The organism is Winogradskyella luteola (assembly GCF_019203985.1).
Classification (GTDB): Bacteria; Bacteroidota; Bacteroidia; order Flavobacteriales; family Flavobacteriaceae; genus Winogradskyella; species Winogradskyella luteola.
The window spans coordinates 1-11,959 of sequence record NZ_JAGSPD010000008.1; the positions used below are offsets into that span (position 1 = coordinate 1).

Sequence of the window (11,959 nt, forward strand, 5' to 3'; positions counted from 1 at the left end):
AACGCTAAAAGTTGTATTATCTTGAGTTAGGACAGTGAATGTTAGTATAAAACTATCTGGACAAATGCCTGTAGTGGTGTAACGGACTTCATAGGGTAAACCTGAAATAGCTCCAGTTACTTCACCTGTAGAAGAATCAATATTTACTCCTATTCCAGGGAAACCAGTAAATTCGAACACTCCTCCTGGTGTGGTCAAAGGACTATTAACTGTAGCTCCATCGCACGTAGGAGTCATATCAAATGTAGCATCATCTAGTGGATTAACAACAATTTCTAATGTAGTTATTGAAGCACATTGATCATTATCTGGCGTAAATGTATAAGTAGTTGTAGCTAAATTATTTAATGCGGGACTCCAGCTTCCTGAAATTCCATTGTTAGATGTAGTCGGTAATGGAGCTAAAGTTTCGCCTTGACAAATTGCGGCTATAGAATCAAAAACAGGTGTTTCTGTTGGAGTTACACTAATCGTTATATTTTCTGTAGTAGTTTCTCCACATATATCACTAATAGTTACTGTATAAGTTGTAGTGGTTAATGGTGCTAACGTAGGATTGGCTATATTTGGGTTACTTACTCCAGTAATTGGGCTCCAAACATAGTTAGCACCACTTGGTATTGAGGCATCAACATCATAAGTATCACCAGTACAAATTGTTTGATCTTCTAGTAATAAATTATCTATAAATGTGATACTGTTAAAACAAACCTGATGCAAATTTGAAAGACCTCCAGTAGAACCTACAAAACCAAAAAACACACTATCATCACCACTAAAAATATTAGCTTTGATATTCAAATTTAAACTTAGTCGTAATAGACAATCAAAGTAAACATCAAAAATTTGCGTAGTTGCATTCCATTGTATTTTTATTTCATGATCTAAACCGTCTTCAATATTTGCACTTGTGGCACTAGCCTGTATAGGCCCCGATAAATTAGCTATGGGATTGTTGTGAAATGGGTTTCCGTCTCTTTGTATAGCGATATGATCAAATGTTGGATCACCTAGTATTCCTATGTCCCCACTGTTGTTTTGAAAGGTATCAAATTCAACAATAAGTGATTGAGAAATACCTTGATAGCCTAGACCTCCACCTAGACTACCTATTATTGGTGTAGCATTTGTCTTAAATACCAGAGCCATCCCATCAGCACCATTGGCATCTTTAGTTCCAAAATTATTTTGATAATAAATGGTAAAATCATCATCAAAATTAATAGGGTTATTAAACCAAACGCCACCAGATTGATTAAGCAAATCTGGTGTAATTCTATAGCAGTTATTTCCTAAATCCACTGCATTACCTATTGTAGTTGCATTGAGTTGAGCATACAAATCTCTAGAAAATAAAGAAATGCATAAAAAAATGAGTAATTTAAGATCTAATCTAGAGTTTTGCACGTTTAAATATAATAGATAAGTTTATATAATTATTATGGCTTTTCGGTGAAAAGGTATTAAAAATTACTTTTGTATAGTACATGTATAGGTTAATTAGATATGTTAAGCGTAATCGCAAAAAATCTTTAGTGGTTTTAGCACTTCTAATAGCTTACTATTTTTGTTTACCTCGCCAACTATTTAAAGACCCAGCAGCAACTGTCATAACAGGTAACTCTAATGAATTATTGGGTGCATTGATTGCCGATGATGGCCAATGGAGATTTCCTGAAAGTGATAGTATTCCAGATAAATTTAAGACATGTATTCTTCAGTTTGAGGATGAATATTTTTACAAGCATCCTGGGTTTAATCCTATCTCTATTTTTAAGGCTTTAAAGCAGAATTTAAATTCTGGTTCTGTAAAACGTGGGGGAAGTACTATTACGCAACAAGTGATTCGTTTATCCCGAAAAGGACAGTCTAGAACCTATATAGAAAAATTTAAAGAAATCATATTGGCCACAAGACTTGAATTAAGGTTATCGAAAGATAATATCTTAAATCTATATGCTAGTCACGCTCCTTTTGGTGGTAATGTTGTTGGTATTGATGCTGCCTCATGGAGGTATTTTAACCGTAGTTCGTATAATTTATCTTGGGCAGAAAGTGCTACACTAGCAGTATTGCCAAATGCACCAAGTCTAATCTATCCTGGAAAAAAACAAAAACACTTGTTAAACAAGCGTAACCGTTTGTTGAAAAAACTATTTAAAAATGGTACAATTGATGAGTTAACCTATGAACTGTCAATTGCTGAAGGTTTACCTCAAAAACCATATCCTTTGCCTCAAAGCGCACCGCATTTACTTCAAAAAGTAGCAAAAAAAAATAAAGGAGAACGGATTAAAACAACCATTGATATATCTCTTCAAAAGCAGGCAAATATAATTGTAAAACAACATTACAACCTCTTAAAGCAAAATGAAATTTATAATATTTCGGTATTGGTTCTGGATGTTAATACAAGAGAAGTTTTAACCTATATTGGAAATTCTCCAACGGATAAAGCGCATCAAAAAAGTGTTGACATTATTGATAAACCTAGAAGTACAGGCAGTATTTTAAAGCCTTTTCTTTATACATCAATGCTCGATGCCGGTGATTTACTGCCAAACACCTTGGTTGCCGATGTCCCAACACAGTTTGGAAGTTATCAGCCTGAAAATTTTAATCAGTCGTACGATGGAGCTGTCCATGCCAACGAAGCTTTATCACGTTCCTTAAATGTACCTGCAGTACGAATGCTTCAGGATTTTGGATTAGACCGTTTTTACCATTATTTGAAGCAATTAAAGCTAAAAGATTTAAGATACAATGCTAATCATTACGGCCTATCCTTAGTACTTGGTGGTGCAGAAAGTAACCTTTGGGATTTGTGTAAAAGCTATGCAGCAATGGCTTCGACTTTAAATCATTATAATGAGAATTCGAGCCAATATTTTACTAACGAATTTATTCAGCCTATATATAATTCTGAATCCAATATTAACTTTGGTAAGCTCACTAATGAGAAAACTGTTTTTGATGCTGCTTCTATATATCTTACGTTTGAAAGTATGAAGCAAGTTAACCGACCAGAAAGCGATGAGAGTTGGGAATTCTACGACTCTTCGCAAGATATTGCATGGAAAACGGGAACAAGTTTTGGTTTTAGGGATGCTTGGGCAATCGGTACCACTAAAGATTATGTAGTTGGTGTTTGGGTTGGTAATGCTGATGGTGAAGGACGGCCAGGTTTGGTTGGTGTACAAACCGCAGCACCAATTTTGTTTGATATATTTGATATCTTACCCAAAAGTGATTGGTTTTCAAAGCCCTATGACGAAATGTTTGAGGTCAATATCTGTAAAAAAAGTGGCTATAGAGCATCTTCGATCTGTGATGATACAGAGCAACGATATATTCAAGTCAGTGGACAAAAAACGGAGCCGTGTCCGTTTCATAAGTTAGTTCATCTAGATACATCTCAACGTTTTCAGGTAAATTCGTCTTGTGAGGCAATTTCAAATATTAATAATACACCTTGGTTTGTTTTACCTCCTTTACAGGCTTATTATTTTCAGAATAAAAATCCGTTTTACAAGCCACTTCCTCCGTATCGAAACGATTGTACTGAATCCTCAGGAGTATCGATGGAGTTTATTTATCCCAACCAGCAAAGTACTATTTTTCTCCCCAAAGATTTTGATGGCAACACTAATGATTTAGTATTAAAGGTAGCACACTCTAAACCAGAATTAGAGTTGTATTGGTATATTGACAATCAGTTTGTTGGTAGCACAAAAGATATTCACGATATGGCTGTTTTACCCTCTGATGGTGAACACATCATTACAGTAGTAGATGCTTTAGGTAATGAATTGAAACATAAAATTACGATTTCGGAGTAATCGTATTCATCATCAAATCCCTATTTTTGTAATCTAAATTTTAAAAAATGGAAACCTTACAATTTTTACATTCTGGCTGGGCCTATTTGGTTTTGCTTGTTCTAGTAATTGCAACTTTCAATGCATTATTCAAATTTTTTGGTAACAAGGAATATGGTGCTCTGGATTTCAGATTTTCTCTCTTTGCTTTGATTACCATGCACATACAATTGCTATTGGGTATTATACTCTTTTTCTCAAAAGACTATTTTAGCACCATAAGTGAAGTGGGAGGTATGGGAGAGGTTATGAAAAATTCGGCACTAAGAAATCTTATTGTTGAGCATCCTTTAACTATGATTATAGCTGTTGCTTTAGTTACTATTGGCTATTCTAAACATAAAAAGAAATTGGTTTCTAAACCTAAATTTAAAGTAGTTGCCATTTTTTATACTTTGGCTTTGGTACTGGTCCTAGCAAAAATTCCATGGAGCTTATGGTTCTAAAAAATAAAAAGGCGCAAATTTAAATTTGCGCCTTTTTATAATTATCAGTTTTTAATTTAATTATCAGTTTTTCCCTCTTCTTCTTTTACTTCTTTAATCAAATAAACATATACTGGGAAGTGATCACTGAAACCACCTGTGAAACCACCATTAGAGAAACTTCTTAAAGGATAACCTTTATAACGCCCACGTTTATTAAACATATATGCTGGATTATAAATGCCTGCTTTCCAGAATCTAAATGATGAATAATCATTTTCTAGTAAAGGCTGAGTCATCATTATCTGATCAAATAAACTCAAGGCATCTCTATACGCTGTAGTTCCCCAACCTTTTTCCGTAAACATCTTTTCATAAGGATTATAAATTCCTTTTAACGGTACATCTTTCTTTTCTTTTTTTGCTTTTAAGACCTTCTTTACGCTTTCGTTTGTTGGGTCATCATTTAAATCTCCCATAGTAAAGATTTTGGCATAAGGATCTACGGATTGTAAAGAGTCGATAATACGTTTATTTAGTTTTGCTGCACCTACACGTTTAGATCGACTTCGAGCTTCGCCACCACTACGAGATGGCCAATGATTAACAAGAATGTGTATTAAATCTCCGTCTAATTTGCCCTTAACCAATAGCTGATCTCTTGTATAAACGCGTTTTCTAGTAACATCATCATATATTAATAATTCGTGAGAACTAGAACTTATAGGTTTAAATAATGCTTTTTGGTAAAGTAACGCTACATCTATGCTTCGTTTATCTGGGCCATCATAATGAATAATCCCATAATCTTTACCTAGAAGTAAAGGGTCGTTTACTAAGTCCTCGAGAACTTTTCTGTTTTCAATTTCACAAACACCAATTACGGCAGGAGAATTATTGGCTTTGTCGGCACCAATGCTTGCAATAACTCTAGCCATATTCTTAATTTTTTGTTTGTAAACTTGAGAACGATTGGCTTTCATCTCCATTATAGGACTAGCTTCATCAAACTTCAATGGGTCATTGATGGTGTCGAATAAATTTTCTAAATTGTAGAACGCTACAGTATGGATTTTAAAGCGTTTTTCTTCTTGTGCCGAAACGTTAGAAATACAAGCTATAGCCAGAAGCAATAGAAGTGGTTTTAATATTTTCATCATTGATATATTATCTAATTGTTATATCCTTAGCAAATTGCTTGCCAAAAGTATGTAATTATTATAAATGATGTACATTTGCACGCCCGAAATAACTATAATTTAATCTACAGTAACAATCAATATTAAAATTAGGCATGAAAAAAAGTTTTTTACTCTTTCTGTTCACAATTGCCTTTTCTTTATTGGGTTTTGCACAACAAACCATTATTAAAGGAAGCGTTTTGGACGGAACCACAGGAGAACCAATTCCTGATGTAACAATTACTATTGAAGAAACCGGACAAAGTACAAAAACCGATGCAAAAGGTGAATTTAGTTTTACTGAAAATGTACCACTCGGTGAACAAGTTTTGAAAGTTGAACAAGTAGGATACGTTACAAAACGCTACCCAATTATTGTCAACGAAGGACAAACCGTAGACATTAGCGGTATGACATTAGATTATGATTCTAGTGACAAAAAAGATTTATTCATTATTTCAATTTCAGACGAAAACTTAAATGGTGAAGACGATGGTTTAACCGATAATGTTTCTGGACTTTTACAAGCGTCTAGAGATGTGTTTTTAAGTGCTGCGGCATTCGACTTTAGCGCGGCCTTTTTTAGACCACGAGGATTAGATAATGCCAATGGTAAGGTACTTATTAATGGTGTTGAAATGAACAAACAGTTTAATGGTAGACCACAATGGGGAAATTGGGGCGGACTTAACGATGTTCAGCGTAATCAAGAATTCTCTATGGGTATGTCTGCAAATGACTATAATTTTGGAGATTTAGCAGGAACCAATAATATTATGATGCGGGCTTCAAAATACAGACGTGGTGGACGTATATCTTATGCGTCGGCTAACAGAAGTTATCAAGGCAGAATAATGGCAAGTTATAGTTCTGGTCTTTTAAAAGGTGGCTGGTCTTATTCTGTATTGGGTTCAAGACGTTTTGGCGAAGAAGGTTATATTGATGGAACGTTATACGACGCAAACTCTCTTTTTGTAGCTGTTGAGAAACAAATTAACGAAAAGCACAGTTTAAACTTTACAGGTATCTATGCGCAAAACCGAAGAGGTCGCTCTACTGCAATTACACAGGAAGTGTTTGATTTAAAAGGCAGACGTTACAACCCATTTTGGGGAATGCAAAATGGTGAGCAACGCAACTCAAGAATTAGAGAAATTGAAGAACCTATATTAATGTTAAACCATTATTGGGATGTATCTCCTAAAGTGAGGTTAAATACTAATGTAGCCTACCAATTTGGTGAAGTTGGTAATACACGAATAGACTTTTTTGGCGCTCGTTTTGATGAAGAAAATGGACAACTATATGGGGGTGCTAGAAATCCAACACCAGAATATTGGCAAAATTTGCCTAGCTTCTTTTTACAAGGCAACAACCCCTCTACAGCAGATAATGAAGCGGCTTTTTTGGCTCAACAAAGATTTGTTAACGATGGACAATTAAATTGGAATCAGTTTTACGAAGCCAATGCACTTAACGGTTATAATATTTTTGCATTACAATCAAACGTAAATAAAGATCAGCAATGGACTTTTAACTCTATAATAGATGCTGAGCTAACAGACAACATTAAAATTAATGGAAACATAAATTACAGGTATTTAAATAGTGAAAACTTCGCACGTGTCGAAGACCTTTTTGGAGGTCCTGGATATTTAGATACCGACCTTCCTTTTTTAGATGGAGAAGGCTTTGGCCAGAGTGTGGAAATTTTTGCACAGAGTAATGTAAGAACACCTAACAGAATCGCCCAAGAAGGTGATAAATATAATTACCACTACGATATCAATGCTAATGTACTTTCTTCATTTGTACAAGCACAATTTAAGTATAATAAAGTAGATTTCTTCTTAGGCGCAAGTGTCTCAAATACAAGCTATCAAAGAGAAGGGTTTTTTGAAAATGGGTATTTCACGAATGACAACCCAAATGGAATTATTGGTTCTTTTGGTAAAAGTGACAAAGTAGATTTCACTAATTATGGTGTAAAAGCCGGAGCTACATTTAAAATAACTGGTAAACACCTAATAGATGTTAACGCGAGTCATTTTACTAAAGCGCCTGGAATTAGAATGTCTTTTGCCAATGCAAGACAGAACAACTTACTGGTACGAAATTTAGAAAGTGAAACTATAAATTCGGTTGATGCAAGTTACATTTTCAGATCACCTACAGTTAAAGCTAGACTTACAGGGTATTATTCTACTTTTGAAGATGGTACTGAGGTTAATTTTTTCTTCTCAGAATCTGTTGGTAACTTAACTCAAGAAATTATCCAGAACATAGATAGGCGCAACTTTGGTGCTGAGCTAGGAATTGAAGCCCAAGTAACTCCGACCATTAAATTAAAAGCGGCAGCTGCAATGGGTCAATTTACATTTACCAATAACCCAGATGTATATTATTCTTCTGATAGATTCGTTGATCTCACCTTTGAAGATGGCACAACACAATTAGAGGACTTTCACGTTTCTAGTGGTCCTGAACGTGTATTTCAGGTTGGGTTTGAGTACAGAGATCCTGATTTTTGGAATTTTGGTGTAACTACAAACTTTTTCTCTCATACCTATGTCGATCCAAGTGCCTTAAAGCGTTCGGGGGCATTCATACAAGACCCAGATGCTTTTGATTTAAATCAAATACTAACCAACGATGTCGATGGTGTGGTAAATATTAGGGGCAATGGGTTTAATGATTATGATGAAGACATTGCAAGAAATATTTTAAAACAAGAACGCTTTGAAGATTATATGTTGGTGAATTTAACAGGTGGGAAATCATGGAAGATTAATGACTATTTTGTTGGTTTCTTTGCTACGGTTAACAATGTATTTAACCAAGATTATAGAACGGGTGGCTTTGAACAAGCCAGACGTTTAGATTACCGCAGCCAAATAGAGGAACAAAACAATTCTGGTGGCCCAATTTTTGGTAATCGCTATTTCTTTGGCAACGGTACCACATATTACCTTAATGTATATGTAAGATTTTAAAAAAGCTATGATAAAACACAATAAATTGAACAAAATGAAAACATTAAAAAACAACAAACTAATACTATTTTTCTTAGGATTAGTAGTATTCAACAGCTGTGTAGAAGATGATGATTTTAACGTGCCTAATACTAATATTGAAGAGCCGGTTTTAGATGGACCAGTTATAGAAATTAGTGATGTTCTTGGCAGATTAGTACAACAGCAAGTTAGCGAAAATGACAATTTTGGTGCAAATCCAAACAACGGTTTAAACTACGATTCCGAAGTTACCTTTCAATATGATGATGAGACTATACAGTACATGGAAGGTTATTTAATATCTTCGGATGAGGCTGGTAACTTCTTTGAAGAACTAATCTTGCAAGACGAGCCTGAAAACCCAACTGTTGGAATAAAAGTCCCAATAGATGTAAATCCACTTTTTACTAAGTATGATATTGGTCGTAAAGTATACATAAGGGTGACCAACCTTCATGTAGGTATTTCTAACGGTGTTTTAGCTATTGGCTTTAAAGATGGTGATTTTATTAGTAAGATACCGTTTCCACTAGAACAGGAAATTATAAAGCGTTCAGCAGAAAAGGCAGATTTAATACCCTTACCTTTAACTCTTGAGGAATTTGATGATTCTAAAACCAATTTATTTATTAATATACCTGATGTACAATTTAACAGGTCAGAAGCTGTAGAGCAAGAATTAAGCTTTGCCTCTGAAAATTTTGATTCATTTGATGGTGAGCGTACTTTAGAAAGTTGTAATTCTTCTCTATCGAGAATTTTTAGCACAAGTACATTTGCAGACTTTAGTGGTTTAAATTTGCCAACAGGTAGTGGTAGTATTAATGCCATTTTGAGTAAGAATTTTTTCGGTGACGAATTTAATGTTGTCATAAATACACCAGAAGACATAAGCTTAGACAGTATAGAACGTTGCGACCCATTTAATATTGATGATTTTGATGTTGTATACGAAGAAGACTTTACTGATGGGCTTACAGGTTGGAATGTTATAAATACAGTTGGCACAGAATCATGGGAAGCTGCAGATTTTGGCGGGGCTTTTTATGCACGTGCATCAGCGTTTCAAGGTTCTGGTAACCCTGCTGCCAATATGGTGAGTTGGTTAATCTCACCATCTTTCGATTTTGATGCTCAAACCGATGAGCAATTGGTTTTAGAAATCGCTGATGCTTTTAGTGATGCAGGAGAAGAACCTTTATCAGTATTCTACTCTACTGATTATATTTCTGGAAATAACCCTTCAACTGCTACTTGGATTGAGATTGGAGCAGACGAAATCGCTGCTCTTCCAATTAATACTGGATTCTTTGATAACGAGTATGATCAAACAGGTTTAATCGACCTTTCTAGTGTTGTAGGAGATGGTGTAATTGCTTTTGTTTATGATAGTGATAATGGAGCAATATCTTCAACTAGAGATATTAGCAATGTTAAAATATTGACACCTCAATAAAATGTAAATTTTGTATTAATCTAAGAAAAACCAACTCAAAAGAGTTGGTTTTTTTATTCAATAATTGAAAAGCTTTATATTGTAACAGTTGATGAAATAGTATTTAATGTTAGACACTTTCTATATCACCATATTTAATCACTACAAAAAGAGGTTAAAAAAGCGTAGTCTTGTTTTGGCAATGTTCTATATTAATTTTTTAGAACTTGCCATTATCCTTGCACTAGGTGCTTTCTTTTTGGCATTTGCCAACCAAATGAATCTTATAACAATGTCCACGACCAAATTTTGGGTGCTTTTTAGTGTTATAGCAGTATTTACAATCTTTAAAAACTGGATGCGTTACAATGGTAAAAAACGTAATGTCCTAAACGCTAAATTAAAAGCTAAGCCAACCTCTATATACCTTTTATGGTTTTTACCTTTTGGATGTGTGGTTATTGCTTGTATCTTATTGCAAGTCCATTAATCAATTCAATTGTTTAAATTAAAAACGCTATTCTTTAGAGAATAGCGTTAATCTATATTGTATAAAAAGGCTTTTTACATTCCTTAGAGCAAACTTTTTTCTGTGCTTCAGATTTATTTGAAAAACATAATTTATCTCAATCTGTTTTAGAAGCTTTCTTTATTTTGCCCCCAAACTCATCAACAATTTTAATATCTTTTACTTTGTAAATCTCAGCGACATCAGTGACGGCCTCTTCTAAAGATTTTGGGGTAACTTTAGCCTCGTCGTACTCGACCATGGCCAGTCGCTTATCAAAATCCACTTTAGCCGTTTTTACACCTTCCATCTTAGCCATTTTCTTTTCAATGGTTTTTGCACAGCCCATTGCACAAGTCATACCATCAATACTAAATTCTACTTTAGCATAAGTGGCGTTTGGGTCTAAAGCTTGAGAAACATCTTTCTTAGTAACTTCAGTATCTACAGTTTTAACTTCTGGATTCACTTCATTTTTACATGAAGTAAAGGCTAAAGCCATAATCGCAACGATGCATAAATCTTTAAATGTGTACATGGATTTATTTAATTTTGGATAAATCTAATAAATATTGGTGTTTCTTGTATAAGAATTAACGATTTTTGTGATTCTTTTACATAGCATTTGTATGAAAAACCCTAATATAAAGTGGATTTACCTTTTAATACTATCCGTAATCTGGGGAAGTTCTTTTATCTTAATCAAAAAATCACTTCTAGGTCTTACACCTTATCAACTTGGTGCGTTAAGGACTATAATCACGGGAATTATTCTTCTAGCTTTTGGTTATTCTAAATTAAAAGATATTCCTAAGTCTAAATGGAAATGGTTGTTAATCTCTGGACTTTTAGGATCGTTTTTCCCTGCGTTCTTTTTTGCCATTGCTGAAACTGAAATCGATAGTGCTGTAGCTTCCATACTAAATTCTTTGGTACCTTTAAATACTATCTTGTTGGGTTTTGCAGTATTCAAAATCGCTTCAACTAAACGACAAGTTTTAGGTGTTATAGTTGGGTTTGTAGGTACGGCAATTTTAATCTTAAAAGGCTCTGAACTAAACCCAAACCAAAATTATTTATATGCTGGTTTCGTCATTGCTTCTACCTTAATGTATGCTGCTAATGTTAATATTATAAAGCGCTATTTGCAATTTGTAAATCCATTGGCCATAGCTGCTGGTAATTATGTATTTATTGTTATTCCTGCATTGGTTATTCTTTTTTTTACGGATTTTTTCACAGCAGAACGTTTCAATAATCCAGATTTACCTAATGCCATATTGTATGTAATTATACTTTCAGTGTTTGGTACAGCTTTGGCAAAAGTACTTTTTAATACTTTGGTACAAGTTTCTACTCCGGTATTTGCATCTTCAGTTACTTATATAATGCCAATTGTAGCTTTAATTTGGGGAGTTTTGGATGGGGAATCGTTTTCAATGCTTCAAGGGTTAGCAGCACTACTTATTTTAGTTGGTGTCTATCTATCCCACAAGCGTAGAGCATAAAAAAAACCGA

At 34.3% G+C, this 11,959-nt stretch carries 9 protein-coding genes; 6 read left to right on the plus strand and 3 right to left on the minus strand.

What is annotated here, in order from left to right:
• Positions 1-1,407, minus strand: a 1,407-nt coding sequence (locus KCG49_RS10590) for an L-type lectin-domain containing protein (protein WP_369680360.1), incomplete at its 3' end; no start/stop codon positions are given.
• Positions 1,408-1,487: 80 nt separating this feature from the next.
• Between KCG49_RS10590 and pbpC the strand changes: the two genes are divergently transcribed.
• Together pbpC and KCG49_RS10600 are read left to right on the plus strand one after the other, a co-directional pair.
• On the plus strand, positions 1,488-3,839 hold the full coding sequence (gene pbpC / locus KCG49_RS10595; RefSeq protein WP_218546416.1) for a penicillin-binding protein 1C: 2,352 nt from the start codon (positions 1,488-1,490) through the stop codon (positions 3,837-3,839).
• 47 nt (positions 3,840-3,886) lie between these two features.
• Complete coding sequence (locus tag KCG49_RS10600; RefSeq protein ID WP_218546418.1) at positions 3,887-4,324, plus strand: hypothetical protein; 438 nt, start codon at positions 3,887-3,889, stop codon at positions 4,322-4,324.
• Between the two features lie 56 nt (positions 4,325-4,380).
• Here KCG49_RS10600 and KCG49_RS10605 read toward each other — a convergent pair whose 3' ends face one another.
• Positions 4,381-5,460 (minus strand): endonuclease/exonuclease/phosphatase family protein, encoded by a 1,080-nt coding sequence (locus KCG49_RS10605; protein WP_218546604.1) that lies wholly within the window; start codon positions 5,458-5,460, stop codon positions 4,381-4,383.
• Positions 5,461-5,597: 137 nt separating this feature from the next.
• On the opposite strand from KCG49_RS10605, the gene KCG49_RS10610 reads away from it, so the two are divergent.
• From KCG49_RS10610 to KCG49_RS10620, 3 genes are all read left to right on the plus strand, one after another.
• Complete coding sequence (locus KCG49_RS10610) at positions 5,598-8,477, plus strand: TonB-dependent receptor (RefSeq protein WP_218546420.1); 2,880 nt, start codon at positions 5,598-5,600, stop codon at positions 8,475-8,477.
• A gap of 34 nt (positions 8,478-8,511) precedes the next feature.
• Complete coding sequence (locus KCG49_RS10615) at positions 8,512-9,954, plus strand: DUF5689 domain-containing protein (RefSeq protein WP_218546422.1); 1,443 nt, start codon at positions 8,512-8,514, stop codon at positions 9,952-9,954.
• Between the two features lie 106 nt (positions 9,955-10,060).
• Complete coding sequence (locus KCG49_RS10620) at positions 10,061-10,423, plus strand: hypothetical protein (RefSeq protein WP_218546423.1); 363 nt, start codon at positions 10,061-10,063, stop codon at positions 10,421-10,423.
• 136 nt (positions 10,424-10,559) lie between these two features.
• Here the strand turns inward: KCG49_RS10620 and KCG49_RS10625 are convergent, their stop codons facing one another.
• The gene (locus KCG49_RS10625) at positions 10,560-10,979 is read right to left on the minus strand and encodes a heavy-metal-associated domain-containing protein (RefSeq protein WP_256259962.1); all 420 of its coding nucleotides are present in this window, start codon (positions 10,977-10,979) and stop codon (positions 10,560-10,562) included.
• Between the two features lie 91 nt (positions 10,980-11,070).
• Here KCG49_RS10625 and KCG49_RS10630 point away from each other — a divergent pair, with 91 nt between their 5' ends.
• Entirely contained in the window at positions 11,071-11,949 is an 879-nt protein-coding gene (locus KCG49_RS10630; RefSeq protein ID WP_218546424.1) for a DMT family transporter, read from the plus strand.
• Positions 11,950-11,959 lie beyond the last annotated feature (10 nt).

Bases quoted from the DNA above. Each gene is read 5' to 3' on its own strand.
- pbpC (WP_218546416.1), top strand. From the start codon at position 1,488: ATGTATAGGTTAATTAGATATGTTAAGCGTAATCGCAAAAAATCTTTA.
- KCG49_RS10600 (WP_218546418.1), top strand. From the start codon at position 3,887: ATGGAAACCTTACAATTTTTACATTCTGGCTGGGCCTATTTGGTTTTG.
- KCG49_RS10605 (WP_218546604.1), bottom strand. From the start codon at position 5,460: ATGAAAATATTAAAACCACTTCTATTGCTTCTGGCTATAGCTTGTATT.
- KCG49_RS10610 (WP_218546420.1), top strand. From the start codon at position 5,598: ATGAAAAAAAGTTTTTTACTCTTTCTGTTCACAATTGCCTTTTCTTTA.
- KCG49_RS10615 (WP_218546422.1), top strand. From the start codon at position 8,512: ATGAAAACATTAAAAAACAACAAACTAATACTATTTTTCTTAGGATTA.
- KCG49_RS10620 (WP_218546423.1), top strand. From the start codon at position 10,061: ATGTTAGACACTTTCTATATCACCATATTTAATCACTACAAAAAGAGG.
- KCG49_RS10625 (WP_256259962.1), bottom strand. From the start codon at position 10,979: ATGTACACATTTAAAGATTTATGCATCGTTGCGATTATGGCTTTAGCC.
- KCG49_RS10630 (WP_218546424.1), top strand. From the start codon at position 11,071: ATGAAAAACCCTAATATAAAGTGGATTTACCTTTTAATACTATCCGTA.